The following is a 21,862-nucleotide window of genomic DNA, read 5'->3' as shown; positions in this document are numbered from 1 at the left end:
CTTAAGTACCTGCATGCATTCTCACATCGCTCAGTTTCTTCGCTATCTTGATATTGAACGCAATGCTTCAGACTTAACCATCAAATCTTACCGCGAAGACTTGATGGACCTTGCAGATTACCTTTCGGACGATGGCAGCAAGTCTGTCGATCCAGATGCAGTCACGCCAACCGATTTGAGAACTTACGTCTCCGCGCTGCACGAAGCGGGCTATGACCGCAGCAGCATCGCCCGCAAACTCGCGTCCTTGCGCAGCTTCTATCGCTTTGCTCAACGCCAAAAGTTTGCTTCGGGCAATCCGGCCAAACCGCTAAGGAACCCGCGGGGATCACGCAAACTGCCGCACTTCCTGACGGCAGAGGAAGTACAAAAGCTGCTGAACAGTCCGTCACGAACGGACCCAGCAGGGCTTCGCGATCGAGCTATGCTGGAAACGATGTACTCCGCAGGGCTGCGTGTCAGCGAATTGGTCGAAATCAATGATGGCGATCTGGATTTGCTGGATGGTTCAGTTCGAGTCCGCGGTAAAGGTCGCAAAGAACGCATCGGGGCACTCGGGAGGTTCGCTGTAGATGCGATCAAAGCTTACCAACGCGTGCGAACCCCATCCGCTCGCACACCGATTGGACGGGACCAGCCTTTGTTTCGCAACAAATTCGGCGATGGCTTAACCACGCGCAGTATTGGCCGCATGCTGGAAAAATACATCAAGGAAACCGGTCTAGATGGTCGCACCACGCCCCATACACTCAGGCATAGCTTTGCAACCCATCTGCTAGATCGCGGTGCTGATATTCGCAGCGTACAAGAACTGCTCGGGCATAAATCGCTGGTGACCACGCAGATTTACACGCACGTCTCGACTGCGAATCTCAAACAGGTATACCAAAACGCTCATCCAAGAGCGAACTAGTTGGCCCCAATACGATAGAGCGCCTTGTCGGTTCGCAGAATCAAATCGCCCTCATGCATAGCTGGCGAAGCTAAAATCCTCTCTTCAAATGCGTGCGAGGCGAGAGTCTCCGAGCGCACCTGGTCGCCTTCTATTTCCATTTTTAACACAGTGCAATCGCCTTGCTCACTGGAGAAATAGAACTGATCTCCGATGCGAAGCGGGGAGGCCGAATAGTTTCCGCCCAAGCGTTGACGCCATCCAGACTGACCAGTCGTTACGTCGATCGCGGACGCGATCCCATTGTCGCTGACCATCACGACGAAACGATCATACGCTAACATGGACGGAGTATTAGGCACATTAGAACTGACACTCCAACGCAGATGCGTTGACGTCACATCACCTGTTCCCGTCGGGTCAATCACCAGTAGCTTGGGAGAGTTGTAGCTTGTCGAAAAGCAGACCAGCCCCTGCACTTGTACTGGCCGTGTGATAAGGGAGTAGCCTTCATAGGTGACGCGCCAGATCTCTTTACCTGTCATTGGATCTAGACTTTGTACAACGTTAGACCCTGGTGTTATCAATTGCGGTTGGCCGTTGACGTCAATGACCAGCGGTGTACAGAACGAGAACTGATTGCCGACTTCCACGTTTCGTGCTTGCTGCCAAACAATCGCGCCACTGCGTTTGTCAAGTGCAACTGTTTCGCTGACGTTCGCGCCGTCTCGGGTAAAGATCAATAGATCCCGAAAAAGAACCGGCGAGCCACCGTTGCCATGGACCGGCGGATATCTCAGGTTATCTAACTTCCAAACGATATCGCCGCTTGGTGTCAAACAGGCAGTACCTTGATGACCAAAGTGGACATAGATATGTTGCCCATCATAAATAGGCGTTGGGCTAGCATGACTATTCTTCTTGTGGATGGAAGCCGTCGCGGAAGTCAGTTCACGAAATATCTCAGTGGTGGATTCAACATTCCCTGTTTTCGCGTCGCATGCAACCAAAGATAACTTCAGCAGTGAATCGCCTTCGCTGCTGGTGGTAGTCTCCGCATTGGTGAGATAGATCTTGCCCTGTACGACGATTGGACTGGACCAACCTTCGCCAGCGATTTGGCTTCGCCAGCGAATCTTGTCTTGGAACGGCCAGTGTGTCAGCGGCAAGCCGGCTTGCACAGTTCCTTGCCCGCCGGGTCCACGAAATTCGGGCCAGTCGCCCAGTCCAATTTGAGGGAAGAAGCAAACGCCCGCGAGGACGAGCATGCAGTATCGTTGAATGAAATCCATACCGTGGCTGGTGACTGACAACGAAAGGCCCTTTGCTGAGTTTGGGAACTGATTCTATATCTTTCGCGTTGAAGCGACACACTTAAAGCGGCCGTTCACGCGATAACTTCGTTCAACCGACGGCCGCAGGCGTACGCACGCTGTGAAGGGAACCGCCAAGTTCGCGAGCGAAAAATCGACTGGTATCTCCCAGGCTATTGTACATGGCTAACGGTGCTTTTCACACGTCCTTCATGCAGAATCGTTTCTAGTTCTGTACCCGCAGCTACCTCCGATGAATTGCGCACAATCTGCTGAGTTTCAGCGTGCCTCGTAATGGAATATCCGCGAGAGAGTACCGCTAGGGGGCTAAGTGCCTCAGTCGCTGCGGCCAGTGTGGCAAGCTTCTGTTCTTTGAAACGCAGCAACTGCAAGGCAGCCCGCTGCAATCGAGAACTCGTTTCATCCAAGAGTTGCTGTTTCCGCAGCAAGACTTCTTCAGGCCGTGAAAGCACAGGTCGATCCGCAAGGCCATCCAACCGTCGTTGCCAGAGCTCAAGCATATTGAGCAAGACGCTTTGCGACCGCGAGCCAAGGTTCTCAAGCAATCCGCGTATCTCCGCCACATCGGGGACACAGCGAATCGCAGCGTCGCTGGGAGTCAACGCGCGAACATCTGCGGCCAAATCGCTGAGAGTCACATCGATCTCGTGACCTACCGCGGAAACCGTAGGCAGCGAACATTCAGCAATCGCTCGAACAACTCTTTCGTCGTTGAAGTGCCATAAGTCCTCCATCGATCCACCACCGCGTCCGACCACAAGGATATCGAGCTTGGGCTGTAAACGCTGAGCGGCCTGAATGCCAGCGACAATTTCCCGAGGAGCATTTTCGCCCTGCACGCTGGCTGGAATCACCAATACATTGGCGATAGGCCACCGCGATCGCATCATCTCTAAAAAATCGCGAATCGCAGCTCCCGACGGGCTAGTCACAAAGCCAATCCGTAGCGGAAATTTGGGTAACGGTTTCTTTCGATCCGCTGCAAATAATCCTTCGCGATCCAGTTTGGCGTGCAGCTTTCGCAGCGCTGCCTGCAACCCACCTTCACCGACTGGGTCCAGAGATCGAAAGACAATCTGATAACTGCCACGCGGCACATAGACATCGACCTTGCCACAACCAACCACGCGTTGTCCATCCTTGGGAGCAAAGCTCAATCGGCTGGCCGATGTCCGCCACATAACTGCTCGCACCGTACTTTCCGCATCCTTGATCGAGAAATAAAGGTGACCGCTCTGAGGTCGAGAAAGGTCGCTAATTTCTCCTGCGACCCAAACGTCCGGAATCAAGTCATCGACGACTCCTTTGACGATGGAGTTGACCTGCGTAACCGAAAGCGGATTCTCTCGTTGCTGCCCCGGAATCTGGTCCGCGGCAGCTTCACCGAAACCCAACGCTTCATCAGCATAATCGTCCAAAGTTATCCCCGAGTCTTGATTGTAGATTAGCGTCCGAGAGGTCCGTGCCCCACTCCATCGAAAGTCAACTGTGTCCACCGATTGTTATCGAAAACAACGAACCTCGCAACACAAGGACGCGATACAGGAGCAACTCTACAATGCGATTTTGCCAGACTGGACGTAACCAAGCTCTTCACTAATTCCGATGGCATCATTGACCAAAAACTCGACTTGTCCCGATGCAACATCGTAAATCGCGCCTACTAATCCAATCTTGCCTTCGTCTGCCAACCTGCGGATCGTCGGGCTCTCGTCAACAATTTGTCGAATAGAATGCAAGACATTCTCCCGTGTGACTGCTTCTATAAAATGCCCCTGATCCTGTTCGGAAAGCTGATGCATGGATTTACATTCGACAAGATTGATTGATTTTGCGATACGATCCACAATCGCTTCTAAATGCCGACAGCCGGTTGCATCTTCGGGCCGCACAGAAGTGGAGGTAAATTTCACCGACGCGTTCACCGCTCCGCACTTGGTGTGGCCCAGTACGACAATCAACTTCGATCCAGCAACACCACAGCTATACTCGATGCTTCCTAAGACTTTCGGGCCCACGACGTTGCCCGCGATACGAATGCTGAAGATATCGCCCAACCCCAAGTCCATGATGGTTTCGACTGGTGCGCGGGAATCGATACAGCTTAAAACGGCGGCGAAGGGAAATTGGCCTTGCGCCGCAGTACTTAACTGGCTAGCGAAATCGCGGAACAAAGGCGTTCCAGCTTGGAACCGACGATTCCCCTCTTGCAGTATTTGGAGCACTTCACGAGGCTTCAAATCTTGTTGCAATTCGCGGGTCGAATAATCGATAAAACGTGTTTCGTCATTCAAGCTGTACTTGTTTTTGAAGCCCCGCAAACTCACTTCAATGTTATATTTCGGTGCGATCCGCTCTTTGTAATCTCGGATCAAACTAAGGATATCTGGATCGATGTAATCCGTGTTGCTTGCATCAAGCAACAGGTGAGAACCAGGCCGAGTTCCCCGCAACGCGCGTTCTAGCATACCGCGATTTAAGAAGCTGACTTGATTGCTCAACTCAATACGGATAAGTTCGCCGCCAATATGTTTCTCGACTACCTTGCGAATTGGACGACGTAGATTGCTGTTTAAGATAAACCCAATACCGACCACCAAACCGATCACCGCGCCAATCAGCTTTTCAGTAAAGATGATCGCAATCACCGTCGCCAAAAAGGGAATGAATTGATAGCGACCTTCCATCCACATGGCCTTGAACAATTTCGGACTGGCCATCTTCGCCCCCGTCCAAAATAGAATCGCCGCGATACAGGCAAGCGGTATATGATTAAAAAACGTAGGCAGAGTCACGGCGAAGATCAAGAATAAAACACCGTGGAAAATCGTGGCCAACTTTGTACGCCCGCCCGCATTGATATTTACGCTGCTGTGCACTACGCGTGAGGTTAAAGGCAAACCGCCCAACAGTCCCGATAACGCATTACCCACGCCTTGAGCCATCAGTTCGCGATTGGGAGGCGAATGGCGACGCTCAGGATCCAGTCGATCAACTGCGTCTAGGTTCAACATCGTCTCCAATGACGCTACCACCGCAATCAACAAGGCCGCCATGTAGATAGCTGGCTTCTGAAACTGAGTGAAATCCGGAAAGTTAAAAAAGCTCGCTACCGTTTCACCAGGATCGACAATAGGGATTCGAAAAAAATGTCTCGGCTCAGCACTCCACGCATTGTCATAGCGACTTAAAAAAATCGCCATCAGGCTACCTACCACAATTACCACCAAGGGGGCGGGAATCGCTCGAATCGAAGATACTTTGATATAGTTCCATGTCCCCAAGATGATTAACGAGACAACGCCGATGGCTACCGCACCAACGTGCGTATCTCCGGAAATCTGAAGAAACTCGGAGAAGGTTGTTTGTCGATCGGGTTGCCAGAAAGACATCTCGCCCAATGGATCGGTATCATGTCCGAGCAAGTGAGGGATCTGCTTCAGGATCAGGATAATCCCCACCGCCGCCACCAATCCCTTAACAACACTTGATGGTAAAAAGTCTGATAGTTCTCCAACGCGCAAGAGTCCAAAAAAGATCTGAATGACCCCAGCGAGGAACAACGCGAACAAGAACGTCTCAAAAGCTCGCAGTGAAGCAAGCTCGATCAAAATGATCGCAGTCAAGCCTGCGGAAGGACCACTAACACTGGTATGCGATCCACTCAATATACCAATCACGATTCCACCGATGACACCACCGATGACGCCAGCATAGGGCGAAACCCCAAAGGACTGCGCGATCCCCATACTGACCGGAATTGAAAGCAGAAATAGCACGACCGATGCAAAGAAGTCGGGCAGCCAAATGCTTTTTGCGCCTTTTAATTCTTGACTCATAATGACCACCTCAATTCCAACCGTTAGTTCGTAACTGGGCCAGGGCTTGTCCAGAGTTCAGCACTTAAGAGAGCCTCAACCAGCCTGAGTTGCGGCCCTTGGTGCTTAATAGCTAGGACTGGAATCATGGTCTCGGTGATGACTTGCAGCGTCTCGCTGCCAAGCAAAACAGATGCCGCCCGGCTTCGCCCCCGCGTGTTCATTACGACCAAGTTGAACCCTTGCTCTTTTGCTACACGAAGGATGGTTCGAGCGACATTGCTTCCTTCCTCAACCACCCGGTGGACTTCCGCTACTGTCTGGTTGGCAGCATCTACGAATTGATTGAGGGCAGTCATTTCACTGCCTTTCTTGATCGCATCATGATCATCAAAACGATGCACGCTCTGATCGTAATACACGTGCAGAGCAGTGCATTCGGTCAGGGCTGCGGTCGCCGAAATTTGCATGGCAACAGACATGCTGTCGGCCGAATGGGTCGAGAAGTCCACGGGCGCTAGCACCTTGTCGATGCCTGACGCAGAATTTTCAGGGACCAACCAAACTGAAGCACTGGAGGCCATTGCCATGCGTACTGCCAGCGACCGCTTACCGCTAGTGCCATAGATGCTATGGCCCAACAAAACCAAACCCAGCTTCCCTTGTTCGACAAATCTCAAGATCTGGTCTTCACGCGTGCCCTCTCGAATTAATATCGATTGGTTGGCAGGAGGTAACTTAGGCTGAAACTCTCGCTGCAGAATGACACGAATCTGATCCACCAGATCGGACAACTCCGATTCAGGATCATCCGTTGTCGTTCGAGGTATCACATGGACAAATGAGATACTTTTGATGATGCCCAAATCCACCAGTTTCGCCGCATATCGCAATAAATGATTGTCGCTATTGCGGAGCGCTAGCGGAATACATACGTTTTCTAATGTCTTCATTGTTCAATTACATCCAATTTTTAGGTGAGTTTCAAAGTCAGCTTTACCACCAATTGCAACTAACTGGGAACGTGCACGTCGGTTGGAGTTTCTGGGTTGGTTTTGGGCTTCTCAAAGAATCGATACAGCACACCGTAGATAATCAGCGCCGACAAAACCCCGACCAAGAAGTCGGTCAACGGCACCATCACGGCCGTGTAGATCATCAAAGCAACATGAAAGCGTCCATGCTGCCAAACTTCCCGAACCTCCGAAGGTTTAATCATGTTCGTTGCGACCCACAGGAGAATGCCTCCGATGCAAGCCATTGGAACCATTTGCAGATAAGACGCCAAAAACATCGCCATGAGTATCTTCAAAACCCCTTTGAAATAACCCGCAAATGGCGTCACCGCACCCGCTTTGATACTCGTGGCCGTTCGCGCCAACGCTCCAGTACACGGAAAGCCATTGACCAAAGGTGTGATAATCTGAACCAGACCTTGTCCCCAAAACTCCTTGTCGGGATTAAAAGGCGTCTTGCGATTATCCGCCAAACGATCTGCCATCGCCGAGCACAAAAGGCTCTCTACGCCTGAGACAAACACAATCGCGGTCACAAAATAAAAGATGTCGATAATCACGCCGGTAGTTACCGGGGGAAGCTGAGGTGGTGTAAAAACGAAGAAGTTAGACGGAATCGTTCCGTACTTATCAAACACCACCGCGATCCCTTTGTCAGACCACACCGTGGCAACGATTGCAGTACAGACTCCCAACGCTAACAGCGGAGCTGGTATAAAGACAGAGATCCTCAGCAAGTATCGCGAGAGCAAGAAAGTGACCATCGCCAGGATGAACGCGTAGATATTGAACTCGCCCAAGTGCTCGAAGATCAATTTCATCTTCTCAAAAAACTCGCCACGAATTTCTTGCTTCAGTCCAAGCACCTCGCCTATGTTCGATAACGCGATCGCCACCGCGATACCAATCGTGAAACCAACAATGATCGAGTTAGGAACCAGCTTCGCATACTTACCAAGCCCAAAGATTCCCATAAATATCAACACGACGCCAGCGATAATGCTGCAGAGCACTAGAAAGCCGTGAGCCACGTCAAAGCTGCCGCCGTTGGCTTCTCCATACTTGAAGATCAACGCTGCAATCACCGGAATGAATGCAGCCGTTGGCCCATATACCTGATATTTCGAACCACCCCAAGTTCGGCCTACAATACAAGCCAACGCTCCCGCGATGATTCCCTGCTCGGGACGCAACCCCATCGCGATTGCAAATCCCATTGCCATTGGAATTGCCGTCAGGGCAACGATCAGCCCCGCACTAAAATCACGATATAGTGTCGAAAATAACGTCTTACGATTGATATCTTCAAACCGACTATCCCAAAAAGTATTGAACGATTTAAGCCGTTTTAGAATAAGGTTCATTTAAATCCGATCCGCCTAGAAATTGAAAAACGATGAAGCTGGAGGCTTCCATGGAGTTTGGCGTGCTTCAGAAAATACCGTCGGTACCATCGAAGCTACTGCAGTGGACAATCGCCATCAATGCAGCCAACAGATCACGTACAAACAAGCCTGAGAACTAAACAAACCCAAAGCAACGCTCTGGTTTCAAAGACTCACGGCCAGCGCGTACTCAAATTTTCCCCGTACAGCCGCTGGCGAACAAGTAGCGTCTGACTCAACAGCGTAAGACCGCGCCGCACCCATTTCGGTGTCGGAATTCCGTCTTACAAAACACCGACCAATCAGTTACGGAAACGCCCTGTGAGGTATTGCGTTGAACAATGCTAGGTTGGAAGACTTTTCGATTCTTCTTACGAACCGAATTTTCCGAAGTGACGGCAGACTGCTCTTCCTTAGGTAACTCCGACGGACAAGTGGACTCTGAATGCGACTCAGGCACCGTCGGCACTTCTTCCACGGGCGTTTCTGTGCCGCTCAATAGCCCATGGGAAATGACTGACCCCCGGTAGACGGGATCAACCAAACGCAAACTGGCTCCAAACCCAATCGAAAAACAAATCAGGACAAGCAGGCCCCGTAAGACCTTTTCGGGCCCGCGAGGTTTGGAAGCTAAACGCGCGTAATTCAACATAGAGCATCTTGTCTTTACCTTCCCGCTCCAGACCGAATTCGCTTTAAAATAGCCGGGCTTTTTCACGCTTTACAATGCGTGCAGTTTCGCAACCGCTCAACCGGCCAATCCATCAAAGCAAAATGCGCAGGAAGTTCTTAGAACGCGATAGTATAGCATATTTCAATACATCACGTCGACAGGTACAAAAAACAAATAGCCCAAATGAAGCCGGTTGCTCAGTCCGCAAAAAGCCGGCGCGGGTCCCACCAGCCAAAATTTGGCGTCGGGCCATCGGCCAGCTTTGTGTCCGGCTTCGAAGAGTTTGCTAATTCGGAAGTTCCTAATTCGCGGTTGTATTTGATGCCCAGAGGGGGCAGAGGATTGAACTCCACCGGTGCCGTTATCCAGCCTTGCTGTTCAGCTTGGTCCAGAAACGCAATCACGTCACTGTAGGTCGCGCGAACATCGTACATCGATTGCAAAACACTACGCAAATTGGGTTCCGCGACGGAGACTAAGTCTTCATCGCCCGGTCGGAAATGTGCTAACCGGATCGCGCCACCTTCGTTGCGCATCGTCATGCGAGAATTCACTTCGTAGAATTGCGTCAATTGAACAGGAATCGTGCCCCCAAAGGCAGCGATTTCCGGTTCCGAGGACAGCGATACGGCCACCATCGGGTGGGGGCTCGCAATTTCGGTAATGCGGCCAATCCCATCCAGCATTTGACCGGCGGCAACGGAGTCCAAGGACCGTCGTTTCCGCAGTGATCGCAACGCGCCGTAACACAGTTCTGGTTGTTTTTCCAGCATGAGGTTGCGTAGGGCTTCATCACCATTTCGATGATCGATAACAGTTAAAGCGATCAACGCATGTGGCCTGAAGGCAGCTTCGGTTTTCGCAAGCTCGACTAGAATGGGGATTGCCTCCGCTTCATCTAGATACGCCAAAGCGTAAGCGGCGTAGAACTGAATTTCTTTATCGGAGTGGCGGATGAAGTCTTTCAAGATTGGAATGGCATCCGTTCCGATCGCTTCCAACTGATTGGCGGCACTGCGAGCGGTAGACGCTTGGCCCATTCGCGTTCGGCATACTTCCATTCGGTTTTTGCGATCTTTGTCAGACTCCATAAAGCCGACGCTGAGTACCACATTGATGAAGTGGTCGATGTCTGAGCGGTATTTGGCAGGCACGGCTAATTGGATAGACCGATCGCTCTTGGCTTCAGCGATCCCTTTTCGCACATTCTTGTCATAGATATCAAAGCGTGTGTTGATCGCATCGGCTGCAGCGGTCGACGACATAATATGTTTGACCGACTCGTTCATACGAATAAAGACCAGATGGTCAGCCATCACCTTGGCTCCTCCCAAGATAATCGCCAGATCGGGGTCCGCTTTCTTGGTACTGTTTAACGAGGGAGGCATCGTAACCAACTGACCTGCAGCAAGCGCCTTCATCTCACTTTGCCGAATCTTGCCTTCGATTGGAACCAGTTCCAGCAATCGGGTAGCCATCAACTCTCCGTTTCGCAAGTCCTTGGACTCACAGTCCATGGACTTTTCAACGATGACGTCGATTCGATCCCCAGGCATTGCGCCGGCGGGCACGTTGGCTCGCAGTTTGACAATTGCCGTACCCTTGGACGCTACCACTGCGTTCGGATTTTCCACTTCACGCACACGCAATTCGCGCAAGACGTACTCGCGTGGTTCTCCAGGTTTGGTATCACCTCCGGTGCCTGGCAACTTATGTACTAACCCAAACGCCTCGAACTGCTGTGGCACCAACCCTGTAATGGTCGCCGCGTCGCCCAAGAGCCGAGGGCGATTCTCGCTCTTCATCAGCTTTTTGACTTCTTTCGTTCGCTTGGCAAACTCATTTTGCTCTTCCGTGCGATTTACCCAAGGCGCACTGCAGCCTGAAAAACAGACGGAGATCAGCGCTAGTCCTAAGGTTCTTCGGGAGATCTTTATATCGATCATTTGTGTCGCATTGTTGTTACGCATCGCCATCTTCCTTGATCCGATTTCGTCTATCGCTCGCTAGCGAGTCTTTGCTAGTGGTCACTGTAGACATGTGTGCTTTCCTCTTTGACAACCGCGACCGGTCTCAAATCACTTTTCACCGCAACACGCAACATCTGCATCCCTTCATCGCGCTGGGAAACTGAGAAGCGAATCAACTGCTCGCCTTTGGGTTCCAACGAAGGAATTGGACTGAAGACAATCGTATTTTGCCGTTGTTGATAATCCACCGGAGCAGACATCGAAATCAAAGTCGCACCTGCAGGAATCTCAGCAGACACCTGAATATTCGAATCGCGACGAGTACCGATATTCATCAACCGGATGAGATAAGTCGTCTCACCGTTGACTTCAATCGGATCGTTGTCATCCTCCACCGTGAAAGCAAGCTCGCTTTGTCCCTCGACCCGAACCTGTTTCTCGAAAGGTTCAGCGGTCGATCGATCTGCTCGAGATTGAAACCGAATCACAAAGTCGCCTTCTTCAACTGGCAAAACGACAAGGTCGGTTTTGGCGTTTCCGTTTGCAGCCAACTCTTCCAACATCCAGACAACCGCATGCTGGTCCGCTAAGTACTCTCCCCGATTACCAGCGGAATTAAAGCGTAAGCCACGTGGGAGATATGCTATCAGCTCGATACTGCGTGCTCGAGCCGTACCTTGATTTTGAATCTGTACATTATAAGTCGCCTGACGTTCAAGATAACGCAACTTCGGTCCATCTGCTTGTACTGCAAGCTTCGGCGCTACCACTTCGATAGGCGTTTCCGAGATCACTTCTTCGGTGTTGGAAGCAATAACACGGATGACGTTAGATTTACGACCCGCCTCGACAGCTTCCAGTTCCAAGTCAACAGTACGCGACTGGCCTGGGGCAAGATCGTTCAGCCCTAAACCAAGATAATCGCCTTGTGGATGCCGAAAGCCAGCAGGCACGTCTTCTTGTAATTTAACGTCGTAAGCAACGCCTGTTCCATCATTGGTGATGGTGATGCGAACGCGGGCAACTTCGCCAATCAGTACACTTGAATCCGCTTGTTGATTCACAATTAGTTTCGGTTGCGTCGCGACGGTGCGCACACTAGCTTGCGACGCGAAATGCACAGTGGCTACAGACCCTAGTTCGCCTTCGCTTTCAGGTATGACTTCCATTGTCAAGACTTGCTGACCGCCGGCAGGCAAGCTGCCCAAATTCCAAACCAGTCGACCATTCCCAACAACTTTCGCAGGTGGATTGGTCGCTTGCAGTTTCGTCCCTTGCGGCAACATGTCTTGTACGGTCACGTCATGAGCTGCCGTCCGTCCAACATTCTTCACCATGATTGTAAAGGTCGCTGGCCGACCAACTTGAATTTCAGCCGCAACCTCTTTCGTGATTTGCAGGGCTGGTGATTGTACACCGTCAAGTAACCGTTCGCCGGGGCGATCGCTGAGATGTTCGCTGCGGGCAGTTATATCGTCCGACCTTGCCGTGCCCGCCGATTCACCGCGAAACGACGGTGGTGGCGATGCAAAACCAGCCGCACCAGAGTTGGCTGCACTTGATTCCGGGATCGTCGCGCTATCTAAGCTTGGGAACCCAGGGCTATTGCTTTCGCGGCTGGCACTGGTCAACGTCGCTGGGTTGACAGATCGTGGCGGAAAGCTTGCGCTGGGCATCGAGGTCGGTGGCGTCTGCTGGATCGGAACCAATTGGCTGTTGAATGCTGGTGGTGGAGCCAGTGCATTACTGCTTGAGTTGGAAGGGACCGCAAACCCATTGGGCGAACTAGCACCGCTGGATGAGTTGTTTTCGCTGGGTAACGGTTCTGCCGCCGTCGGTGGCAGCAGGGTGGCTGTCGCTGCGCCAAAGGAAGGCGGCGGCACCATGGCTGAACTCGAAGGATTCGTGCTGGGCAACTGCGTCCCTGGCGAGAGACTTGGCAATGGCGGTGGCAAAAGGGCAGGGCGTGCAGCGTTGTCTGCTGCAGGCGGTAAATCATAGCCACCTTTTTGTACCACTTGCGAATCATCGTCCATTGCATCGGTTTGCCAATCGGCCCGCTGGATCTGTTCGTCCGCCACTCGTTGATATTGGGCAAGCGCAATCGCCGGCTCTGGCATCGCTCGCAATTCATCTTCCATCAGTTCCCTGGCGTCTGATTGGTCTGCGGCGGTCTCTTCGCTATCCAAGTCGGCTTGGGGCGCAGGCATCGACGTGCGCAAAGGGTTTGCATAGCCATCGATCCGCACCGACTGTCCACCGGCAATTGCCGGACCTGCGGCCGCTTCGAACTGAGAAATCAAACGCGTAGGAGCAGTCGCAGACGATGTACCTACGTCCGTCGCGCGAGCGTAGGGAGATTGTGGCATTTCGAAACCGCCCGCCAGATCGCTGTCAACGGGCAAGTCTGCGTGCGGAAATTTCGTTTGTGCTTCGCGATTGATCATGCCCGCTGGTATTGGCAACGGTTGCACCGCCTGCTTTGCGTATTCAGGCTCTCCTTTGATCGCTGGTGTATCCATGTTGCGTGCGTCTCGCTGCGCAACAGCGATAGCGGTCAGCACCAACAGCAGTGTTAAGGCAACGACAAATCCGCCAACGGCGGTGCGTTTCATTTGAGGTGACATCCGTGCCTGGCCTCGGCAATTTAGGAATTTGAGCGTGGAACACAAATAGGCAAATCAGGAAATCTACCTAGCTGTGCATGTTGTTTAGCGATTCCAGGGCACGGGGTACAGATCAATCCGTAGAATACGCAGCTAAGTAAAAGCTAGCTCTAGCTGGACAACACATACAAAAATATTGCAGCCGCATTGCTTACATTCAGTGAATCCACTTGGTTCTGCATCGGAATCGTCAACGGGTCTGAGCAAATCGAACGAACCGATTCGGGCAAGCCATGCGCTTCATTCCCAAGAAACAGCGTCCATTGCGAAGGAGGCTGCCACTGACGTAGCGACTTGGATCGATCCGCCAGCGTGGCTGCGACGCTGGCTACCGAATGTTGACGCAATAACTCTAAGAAGTGCTCGGGGTCGCTGTCAGACATCAAATCCAATTTCAGCGATGTCCCCATCGCTACGCGAATGACTCGCCGAGCATAGGGATCAACACACGAACGCCCGATGATCACTTGGTTGATACCCAACGCCGCGCAGGTGCGGAAGATGGAACCCATATTCTCTGGAGCTTGCACTTGATGCAGATAGACAGCTTGCCACGATTGGGTTCCACGCTGCATATGATCCAGCAGCGCTTGCGACGCAGACACTAGCGGTCGACGCAATCCGCAGGCTAATGCACCTCGATGAAAATGAAACCCGATCAAGCCACTGAGATCGGGTACACAATAAATCGGCACTCCGCGCTCCTGCCAGGACGAGTCAATCGCCTGATCGTTATCCACCAGTATCGATTCAATCGCATAAGTGCTATCCACTAACCGCTGAACCAGTAGATCGCTTTCAACGATAAAGTGCCCTGACAGAAAAGTTGGATTTCGATTCCGGAGATCGTGGTAAGCAGCAAGTCGCTGATCGTTAGGATCTTCGATGTGAACGATGAACGGCATGAGTATTTTGTAGCGAAGCGGTGCGATTGTCGACTCGTCAAATGGTGATCAACACTTCGCTTAAGTTAACACGCGTTCTCAGTCAACGTAAGCAGTCACGATCAGTCGTGTAGCGTCGCAAGAAACTCGTCGGGGCTTATGCCGTAGCGGTCTAAAACCACCAACAGCAAATCGCTGATGTGTTCAGTCCGATTCCTGCGTGAGTTGTCTAGATTGCGAGCGACTAGAATTTCGTCCATCGGCTTTGCCGTCACGGGCACCCCCAAGTTCACTTTGGTTCCCGAGCTTCTTTCGGTTCGGACGATGCTCGATCTTTTAGCCGACGGTTGTTGAAGTGGCAGGACGATTGGAGCTTCCGCAGATTGATCTTGAGCCCAATCGAACGTTAGTTGAGTGGTGAATGCAGCCGACATGATAAGTTACCCTCCTGATCAAAAATCAAACTTTGCCCAGCGACTGGAACGGTCGGTCGCTTGGTCTGGTTAATGATGCGTTGGGGGTGTGACACGTCTGGTCACAGCCTTACAGAAATTTTTTTGGCTACGGAAAATCCTGGCTTTTCCAGTCCAATTGCTAGGCTGTGGGCAGAAATCGAAAGGGCTTTAAGCTGCGAGCGTCGCGAGAAAAACGCGGATAAGAAACAGATCGAGCTTGGTTACTAAAGGGTACAGGCCCTGCTCGGCAACCCAGTATCATCGAGCGATCCGATCGCCTTCCAAGGGCCAGACTACTTGGGAATCAAAGCCTGGTCCTAAATATTGTGTTACGATACATGCTATAGTCTAGACACTTCGTCTCCCCAACCCGCTGCCATGCCCGACGCTCCATTGAATCCTTACCAAGCGCCTGCGATGGCGGCCGAGGCCGAGGCCGAGGGAAAGTTACCGGGCGGATTGTCCATTTCGACCTCGTACGCATCCCTGCCCAAGACAATCTTGGTTTGGACTTTGGTTTGTTCGCTCAGTGCCGCCCCCAGTTTTGCGCTCGGCTATGATGTGGTGGGAGCCAACCGCGCCATCGGTATGGTGATTGGCGTATCCATTTTTATTGCTGGCTACATCCTAGGGGACTACCTAACGCGAGGCTCTCGCTTCCGCGAAAGTAAACGCATTCGCCTGACTCTGCTGATTGGCTATTGGACTCGAATCCTCATTTCGCTGGTCTACCCCATTGGCATGTTCGTGGATTTGATCGCAGGGTTGTTAGCCTCTCCTGTCGCCGGATTCGACCCCCATGTGGAACGCAGCTACCCGATTCTGCATGTAGTCGTGATGACGTTGGTCACCGGCACGATCATCAATATTTTTCTGTCCGGGTATATGACGTTGGTCTATTTCGTGCTGTTTCTAGTCCAACGAACTGGAGCGAAGTCCCGCCGAAGTTCATCGAAAAACATTGACGTCTCTGGAAGCGAGTTTTAGACTATACTGTACATTGCCACTTCAAAACCTCTTCTTGATCATCAATCATGGCGAACTTTGGACGATTAATACCTACTGGCGGCGGAGAAGAAATTCCGCTGCGCAAGGACCGCATTGTGATCGGACGTCGCGAAAATTGCGACATCGTTTTGCGGTTCGCGAACGTATCGGGCCAGCATTGTCGGCTGACGATGGAAGGCGGCTACTGGTTTGTTAAGGATCTAGATTCGCGAAATGGCACAAAGGTAAACGGTTACCGTGTTACCCACCGCAAACGACTCGATCCGGGGACGTTGCTGGCAGTAGCCAAACATCAATACGAGATTCGCTATGATCCTGAAGAGTTAGGTGCCGCTGGCCCGCCACCGGCCGATGATGATCATATTGAGTCTGTGTTGCGGTCGTCGCTGCTTGAACGTTCCGGTCTTGAGCGACGCGACGGTGATGCTCACCAAAACAAACCCAAGGAATTAGACTAGCCTTTGGCTCCAAAGAGGTCTAACCCTTTGGAAACAACAACTAGCCCACTGGGGTTTAAGTCTGCCTTGGCTGGCCAAGGCTTCGTCAAATGGAAAGCTGGGTTTGAAATGCCCGATTCGAAGGGTGTAATGGAAGTTCAGATTCCTTGTGACGATTTACTCGTGACATGGGCAGTGCCCGACCATGCAAATCTAATCCATCGGCCAAACGCTTGTTTAGTCGATGTCGATTCAGCAGTGCGTCGAGCCTTGGATGACCCTGATGGCTTCCCGCCCGTTCGGCATGCTGTAGTCAGCGGTGATCGAATTGTTATTGCCTGCAGCGCGTGTGTCCCCGATCTAGAACGACTGCTGGCGATCACCGTTTCTTACTTCTTGGAGTCAGGAATCGCGCCGGAGCAATTGACATTATTGCTGGCGGAACGCTGTAACTTCACTACCGATCAGTTCCTTGGTCTGCTGGGAGACGTGCTGGATGAACGGATGCTGGACCAGTTGCCGCGAGAACGCTTGTCGGACTTGCAGGTGAAGCAAGGGCCGTTTCAGCCGGAGGACTTTGCCTATCTGGCGGCGGATACAAAAGCGAATCCGATCTACATCCATCGACTACTGGTTGACGCCGACTTTGTGCTGCCGATCGCTCAGTACTCCTCTCCTCATGACTTTCAATCAGCATCCGTCGGAGGCATCGTTCCATGGTTTTGCGACCGCGAAACCGTCAAGCGATGGAACAGCCAGCATGTAGCTTTCCAGCATTCGACTGCCGAGCGTTCCGCGTTAACCAAAGACATCCAGTGGCTATTGGGGCCCATGATATCGATGGTGGTAGGCTGTCATTGGAGCGAACATAATGCGGCAATCCGAGTGCAGATCAATGACCACATGGGAAAGAGCCTGTTGGATGTACCAACAAGCTCTGCTGCGTCCCAGCCCTGCGACGTCATCGCAGGTACGCTTGAGCCAAAGAACGTTCAAGTAAACTGGTCTGTCTTTGCCGAGATGCTAGCCTGGTGTGTTCCTCAATTAGGAAACGCACACGGCAGAATACTGCTCGCTTGCCGAAAACTGCCGACCAAAACGCCCGCCTTGCAGGTCCTGCTGGAGCATGCTTCCAACGAGGAAGAGTTGCTGAGTCAACTATCGCGTTTGCACGACCCATTCGCGACTGATGTGGCCGTGATTGCTGGCGTGTTGGCAACGCATTCCATCTTTACCATCGAACTGTCTTCGGAGGGCAAACGGTCAAGCTTGCCTTGGGAAGCGATGGAGAACGTCCAACAATGTGAAGCTCTGCTACGCACCGCGAAGTCGCCGCTGATTGTCACATGGACAAGTGGCGCTTGATAGCTTACGGTCCCCAGATCATGCAGGATAACCCGGCTAACGGGGAATCGAAAAAGAGACCTCGCCAAGTCTGATCTAACGCGAATCGCACAACGCAGATCGACACACACATCAGTACAATCCACTCGCCCAGGCGATACGCAACAAACTGCCGCTGAACTACTAATTGCAACGATTGGTCGCTGATACCCATTTTCTTGACTTCGACCTCACCTAAACCAGGCAGGATGTCGATGTCCAGTCGCTGCATGGTGCGGTAGAAGCCATCAGACCGCGAACGAACGACGAAGGTAGCGAGCTTTTCTGCATACGTAATCGCAAACGCGAGCAAAAGCGCGGCAAGGATGCTGGCTGACAATTGGGGCCAGCCCGTCGCCACGATCAAAACACGGGAACGCCATGGTTTTGAAAATGAAAGGATACCACTGGCAGCGGCTTGAGACTGAGCCAAATTTATGTCCGCGTTTTGCTCCTCTTGCTTCAATCGCTCTAGCTCTGCTTTCAACTGGCCGGTCCACTGCTCCGCGGTTGATGGAGATACACTGGCTGAAACCAAGCGATATGGACTGGCGGCCGAGTTTTCTGCGAGCGTGTCGTCGTCATTGCCCTCAGAGTCAGAAACTGGTGGAGTCCAGTCATTGCGAGCCAACTGGTGCTCCAAAACGGTTATTTTCCATCGGTTCCATCGAGACTCCCGTGTTCGATGCGCGTGGGCAGACGCTTTTGCTGGCGTCGAGAGGGCGGTTACCTTTTGGGTGAGTCGCTGAGCCCCCAGGGCTTCAAGACTGAGAATCGAAATTCCTTGAACTTGCAAACTAGGTATTGTAGACGACACCGAAGCTCGGAATGGCAGTTCTCGCAATAGGCCGTCACTCTTTGCCAGTCGAAACCAAAGATTCTTCTCGATGGCGCCGTTTTCAGCCTTTCGAAGCGCCGCCAAGCGATTATCCGACGCGATAACTTCCGCACTATGCTCAAATGCATATTGGAAAGGTCGTGCGACATTGATGGCCACAAGTAGCGCAGCGACGAACCAAACGAACAGAATTCGCTGCTTTTTTGGTAATCGCGTTGTGCTTGTTCGCATTGCAAACTTTGACAATAGCTGTATATCCATACGGACAGTCAAGAAAAACATGACGCCCCTGGTTGTCAATCGGCCGTTGCATACGGACAGCTTCAGAGTTTTGGATGGATAAATTCGCTCTGCGACTCCAAGCAAAATAGGCAATGTGGGTAGCTTAGTTTTTTGTGGTGTTCCGTTTAACAAGCTTTCAAAACTATATGCTCGACTTTCGAATCAAGATCTGTGGTATCACATCCGAAGAAGATGCTCTGCTTGTAGCAGACGCTGGAGCAGACGCGATTGGACTAAATTTTTACCCCCAGAGCTCGCGGTTGGTTTTGCCGAAGATGGCCCACCGGATTTCCACAGCCTTGAAGGGACGCGTCAAATTGGTTGGGCTATTTGTCAACGAAGATTGGGATGTCATCCGCGATTTGCACAGCGAACTACATTTCGATTACCTGCAACTGCATGGCGATGAAGCTTTTGCGGCTGACCACCTGACCAACTTGCCTCCACTGATCCGAGCCTTGAAGTGGCCGCCCAAAACAGCAGCTCAAACTCATTTCGTTCAGCAATGGACAACGCCCAATGCCTCCTTAAGCCTCAAAGCAATCCTGGTCGATGCCAACACTGAACTGGGCTATGGCGGTACTGGCCATCGCACCGACTGGGAATCCTGCTATCCGCGCCCGGCAGAATTGGCCCCAACCGCCCTAATATTGGCAGGAGGACTCACCGAATCGAATGTCGCATTTGGAATAAATGTCGCTCGACCAGATGCTGTAGATACTGCCAGCGGTGTAGAATCAGCCCCGGGCAAAAAGGACAAGACGAGAGTAGAACGATTTGTGCAAGCAGCGAACGACGCCTTTTTGAAACTTAAGATTTGAGGTACGGCATATGACTAAAGTTCGATGGGGAATCCTCTCTGCAGCAGCGATTGCAAAAAAGAACTGGCGAGCGATTTCGATTGCCGATAACGCGGAACTCGCCGCAGTTGCCTCCCGCGATCTCAGCAAAGCTCAGAACTTTGTATCAGAATGTAATGCGCAATTCCCAATGCCTAACCAAGTAGATGCATTAGGATCTTACGAAGAACTGCTTGCGCGCAGCGACATTGACGCGGTCTACATTCCACTGCCAACTGGTATCAGAAAGCCATGGATCATGGCCGCTTTGCAAGCTGGCAAGCATGTACTGTCTGAAAAGCCGGTCGCGATCTCTTATGCAGAAGCAAAAGAAATCGGCGAAGAAGCTCGCAAGCGAAATCTGCAGTTCATGGATGGAGTCATGTTTGCTCACTCAAAACGCTATGAGGCATTGCAGCAGTTGATTCATGGTGACTGCCAACTGGGAACGGTCCGCCGTATCGCAACTCAGTTCTCATTCGTCGGCGGCAGTGACTTTCAAAAGTCAAACATCCGCAGCCAATCCAACTTCGAACCGTTAGGCTGCCTTGGGGATCTCGGTTGGTACTGCGTGCGTATGATCCTGTCGGTGAAAAACTGGGTTCAGCCCTCCGCTGTGATCGGCCGAACTCTGAATGCCTTCGGTGCTGATGCGTGCTCGCGTGTGCCTTCCGAGTTTTCGGGAAACATCTATTTCGAAGATGGAACCTCAGCCAGCTTATTTTGTTCCTTCTTGGTCGAAAACCAACAATGGGTTCATATCAGCGGTGATCGCGGACATATCCACATTGATGACTTCGTACTCCCTTATCACGGCACACAAACGACGATCTATACCAATTCGCCAAAGTTCATTATTGACGGTTGCGACTTTCGCATGATGAACGAATGTAAGAAAGTGGTGCAGGACGAATATTCAGAAGGGCACGCAACCGCTCAGGAAGTTGGACTCTTTCGTAACTTCTCAAACTTTGTTCTGCAAAAGACCGTGGACTGGAAATGGCTTGAAAAATCCTTAGCTACTCAGCGCACGATCAGTTTGTTGAAAGATTCCAGTGATGAAGGCGGCTCGATCAAGGAATATCACTGAGCTGGCTGCTGCCTGACGCCACAATCGTTGTTACCTAGCTGTTTGTCACAGCTTCTTTACGTCCACCGCGTCGACCGTGTCGCCGCTAACAGGACCATCGAAACGCTGGCTGTGACCAGCACCTTCCGGTCCGCTAAACTGCTCAAAAACCGTGGACCAATTGGATCGGCTGGCGTCCTGACCTTGCATCTCCAACACGCGGCGAAAACGCGCAGACCATAGCTCTTGCAAACTAGCAAGGATGATGAAACCTCCCAGCAGAACCAAGAGCCACGATAGGAAGGGAGCCAGCAGGATTAATGCAAAACCAATCCAACGACTTATCCGGGCTACGGCCTGAGTCGCAGCCAAGTGCCCCATGCGCATCGCAGCCAGCGCACGGAATATCCGCCCACCATCCAAAGGCAATGCAGGCAGTAAATTCGAGATTCCAAGAATCAAGTTGATTTGGATGATTTGCCCAAAAATCGTCGCGCTAGGCCAACTGCCCCAAATATCCAAGCTGCTCATTGAGACCAACGCCGCAAGCCATGCGGCAGCGGCTATTACGAAATTGGTGGCTGGACCAGCCGAAGTTATCCACAACTCTTTACGAGGCGAAAGCAACGAACTTTCGATTCTTGCCACGCCGCCGATGGGCATCAGCAAAATGTCACGCGTTTTTACATCGACCGAGCGAGCAGCCAATGCATGCCCTAACTCATGCAACAACACAGATCCAAAGAGCACCAGTAGCAGACCAAAAGTGATGGCAATGGCCGCCAATCCGTTGACGAAAAACGTGGTCACGAAGATGTAAATCAACAATGGCCACAATGTCCAATGGAGGAAGACATCGATTCCGAGCAGGCGGCCGATTCTGATAGTTTGAAACATTGTACCAACATGAAAA

At 51.8% G+C, this 21,862-nt stretch carries 17 protein-coding genes; 6 read left to right on the top strand and 11 right to left on the bottom strand.

Features of this window, described 5'->3' with window-relative positions:
- The first annotated feature begins 13 nt into the window (after positions 1-13).
- A complete protein-coding gene (gene xerC / locus SH302x_RS06070) occupies positions 14-913 on the top strand; it encodes a tyrosine recombinase XerC (RefSeq protein ID WP_479367835.1) in 900 nt (299 codons plus the stop codon).
- Here xerC and SH302x_RS06065 read toward each other — a convergent pair.
- The 9 genes from SH302x_RS06065 to SH302x_RS06025 all read right to left on the bottom strand — a co-directional run bounded on the left by SH302x_RS06065 (position 910) and on the right by SH302x_RS06025 (position 15,072).
- Positions 910-2,160: an outer membrane protein assembly factor BamB family protein gene (locus SH302x_RS06065; RefSeq protein WP_479367834.1), complete on the bottom strand. Its 1,251-nt coding sequence runs from the start codon at positions 2,158-2,160 to the stop codon at positions 910-912. The genes xerC and SH302x_RS06065 overlap by 4 nt on opposite strands.
- 218 nt (positions 2,161-2,378) lie before the next feature.
- A complete protein-coding gene (gene xseA, locus SH302x_RS06060) occupies positions 2,379-3,644 on the bottom strand; it encodes an exodeoxyribonuclease VII large subunit (RefSeq protein WP_479367833.1) in 1,266 nt (421 codons plus the stop codon).
- 135 nt (positions 3,645-3,779) lie between these two features.
- Positions 3,780-6,065 (bottom strand): SulP family inorganic anion transporter, encoded by a 2,286-nt coding sequence (locus tag SH302x_RS06055; RefSeq protein ID WP_479367832.1) that lies wholly within the window; start codon positions 6,063-6,065, stop codon positions 3,780-3,782.
- A 23-nt stretch (positions 6,066-6,088) separates the two neighbouring features.
- Entirely contained in the window at positions 6,089-6,997 is a 909-nt protein-coding gene (locus SH302x_RS06050) for a universal stress protein (protein WP_479367831.1), read from the bottom strand.
- 59 nt (positions 6,998-7,056) lie between these two features.
- Positions 7,057-8,424 (bottom strand): SulP family inorganic anion transporter, encoded by a 1,368-nt coding sequence (locus SH302x_RS06045; protein WP_479367830.1) that lies wholly within the window; start codon positions 8,422-8,424, stop codon positions 7,057-7,059.
- 891 nt (positions 8,425-9,315) lie between these two features.
- The gene (locus SH302x_RS06040) at positions 9,316-11,088 is read right to left on the bottom strand and encodes a flagellar basal body P-ring protein FlgI (RefSeq protein WP_479367829.1); all 1,773 of its coding nucleotides are present in this window, start codon (positions 11,086-11,088) and stop codon (positions 9,316-9,318) included.
- 50 nt (positions 11,089-11,138) lie between these two features.
- Positions 11,139-13,703 carry a hypothetical protein gene (locus SH302x_RS06035; protein ID WP_479367828.1) on the bottom strand — a complete coding sequence of 855 codons (2,565 nt, stop codon included), beginning with the start codon at positions 13,701-13,703 and terminating at the stop codon, positions 11,139-11,141.
- Between the two features lie 161 nt (positions 13,704-13,864).
- Positions 13,865-14,659: a TrmH family RNA methyltransferase gene (locus tag SH302x_RS06030; protein ID WP_479367827.1), complete on the bottom strand. Its 795-nt coding sequence runs from the start codon at positions 14,657-14,659 to the stop codon at positions 13,865-13,867.
- A 101-nt stretch (positions 14,660-14,760) separates the two neighbouring features.
- Positions 14,761-15,072, bottom strand: a complete 312-nt coding sequence (locus SH302x_RS06025) for a hypothetical protein (protein ID WP_479367826.1) — start codon at positions 15,070-15,072, stop codon at positions 14,761-14,763.
- Positions 15,073-15,471: 399 nt separating this feature from the next.
- Here SH302x_RS06025 and SH302x_RS06020 point away from each other — a divergent pair, with 399 nt between their 5' ends.
- From SH302x_RS06020 to SH302x_RS06010, 3 genes are read left to right on the top strand one after another with little or no spacing between them, the layout of a single operon-like run.
- On the top strand, positions 15,472-16,080 hold the full coding sequence (locus SH302x_RS06020) for a hypothetical protein (RefSeq protein WP_479367825.1): 609 nt from the start codon (positions 15,472-15,474) through the stop codon (positions 16,078-16,080).
- Positions 16,081-16,127: 47 nt separating this feature from the next.
- The gene (locus SH302x_RS06015) at positions 16,128-16,559 is read left to right on the top strand and encodes an FHA domain-containing protein (protein ID WP_479367824.1); all 432 of its coding nucleotides are present in this window, start codon (positions 16,128-16,130) and stop codon (positions 16,557-16,559) included.
- Between the two features lie 27 nt (positions 16,560-16,586).
- Positions 16,587-17,903, top strand: a complete 1,317-nt coding sequence (locus SH302x_RS06010) for a nickel-dependent lactate racemase family protein (protein ID WP_479367823.1) — start codon at positions 16,587-16,589, stop codon at positions 17,901-17,903.
- Positions 17,904-17,907: 4 nt separating this feature from the next.
- Here the strand turns inward: SH302x_RS06010 and SH302x_RS06005 are convergent, their stop codons facing one another.
- Positions 17,908-18,990: a hypothetical protein gene (locus SH302x_RS06005; protein ID WP_479367822.1), complete on the bottom strand. Its 1,083-nt coding sequence runs from the start codon at positions 18,988-18,990 to the stop codon at positions 17,908-17,910.
- A 197-nt stretch (positions 18,991-19,187) separates the two neighbouring features.
- On the opposite strand from SH302x_RS06005, the gene SH302x_RS06000 reads away from it, so the two are divergent.
- Together SH302x_RS06000 and SH302x_RS05995 are read left to right on the top strand one after the other, a co-directional pair.
- The gene (locus tag SH302x_RS06000) at positions 19,188-19,862 is read left to right on the top strand and encodes a phosphoribosylanthranilate isomerase (RefSeq protein ID WP_479367821.1); all 675 of its coding nucleotides are present in this window, start codon (positions 19,188-19,190) and stop codon (positions 19,860-19,862) included.
- 10 nt (positions 19,863-19,872) lie between these two features.
- Positions 19,873-20,970, top strand: coding sequence for a Gfo/Idh/MocA family protein (locus SH302x_RS05995; RefSeq protein ID WP_479367820.1), 1,098 nt, complete (start codon positions 19,873-19,875; stop codon positions 20,968-20,970).
- Positions 20,971-21,015: 45 nt separating this feature from the next.
- Here SH302x_RS05995 and SH302x_RS05990 read toward each other — a convergent pair whose 3' ends face one another.
- Positions 21,016-21,846: a site-2 protease family protein gene (locus tag SH302x_RS05990; RefSeq protein ID WP_479367819.1), complete on the bottom strand. Its 831-nt coding sequence runs from the start codon at positions 21,844-21,846 to the stop codon at positions 21,016-21,018.
- Between the last annotated feature and the right edge of the window lie 16 nt (positions 21,847-21,862).

It is taken from the genome of Njordella calcicola (genome assembly GCF_056494125.1).
This window is presented reverse-complemented; position numbering and strand designations above follow the sequence as displayed.

Excerpts from the sequence above, each read along its gene's own strand:
- xerC (WP_479367835.1), top strand. The coding sequence starts at position 14 with ATGCATTCTCACATCGCTCAGTTTCTTCGCTATCTTGATATTGAACGC.
- SH302x_RS06065 (WP_479367834.1), bottom strand. The coding sequence starts at position 2,160 with ATGCTCGTCCTCGCGGGCGTTTGCTTCTTCCCTCAAATTGGACTGGGC.
- SH302x_RS06055 (WP_479367832.1), bottom strand. The coding sequence starts at position 6,065 with ATGAGTCAAGAATTAAAAGGCGCAAAAAGCATTTGGCTGCCCGACTTC.
- SH302x_RS06050 (WP_479367831.1), bottom strand. The coding sequence starts at position 6,997 with ATGAAGACATTAGAAAACGTATGTATTCCGCTAGCGCTCCGCAATAGC.
- SH302x_RS06045 (WP_479367830.1), bottom strand. The coding sequence starts at position 8,424 with ATGAACCTTATTCTAAAACGGCTTAAATCGTTCAATACTTTTTGGGAT.
- SH302x_RS06040 (WP_479367829.1), bottom strand. The coding sequence starts at position 11,088 with ATGCGTAACAACAATGCGACACAAATGATCGATATAAAGATCTCCCGA.
- SH302x_RS06035 (WP_479367828.1), bottom strand. The coding sequence starts at position 13,703 with ATGAAACGCACCGCCGTTGGCGGATTTGTCGTTGCCTTAACACTGCTG.
- SH302x_RS06030 (WP_479367827.1), bottom strand. The coding sequence starts at position 14,659 with ATGCCGTTCATCGTTCACATCGAAGATCCTAACGATCAGCGACTTGCT.
- SH302x_RS06025 (WP_479367826.1), bottom strand. The coding sequence starts at position 15,072 with ATGTCGGCTGCATTCACCACTCAACTAACGTTCGATTGGGCTCAAGAT.
- SH302x_RS06020 (WP_479367825.1), top strand. The coding sequence starts at position 15,472 with ATGCCCGACGCTCCATTGAATCCTTACCAAGCGCCTGCGATGGCGGCC.
- SH302x_RS06015 (WP_479367824.1), top strand. The coding sequence starts at position 16,128 with ATGGCGAACTTTGGACGATTAATACCTACTGGCGGCGGAGAAGAAATT.
- SH302x_RS06005 (WP_479367822.1), bottom strand. The coding sequence starts at position 18,990 with ATGCGAACAAGCACAACGCGATTACCAAAAAAGCAGCGAATTCTGTTC.
- SH302x_RS06000 (WP_479367821.1), top strand. The coding sequence starts at position 19,188 with ATGCTCGACTTTCGAATCAAGATCTGTGGTATCACATCCGAAGAAGAT.
- SH302x_RS05995 (WP_479367820.1), top strand. The coding sequence starts at position 19,873 with ATGACTAAAGTTCGATGGGGAATCCTCTCTGCAGCAGCGATTGCAAAA.
- SH302x_RS05990 (WP_479367819.1), bottom strand. The coding sequence starts at position 21,846 with ATGTTTCAAACTATCAGAATCGGCCGCCTGCTCGGAATCGATGTCTTC.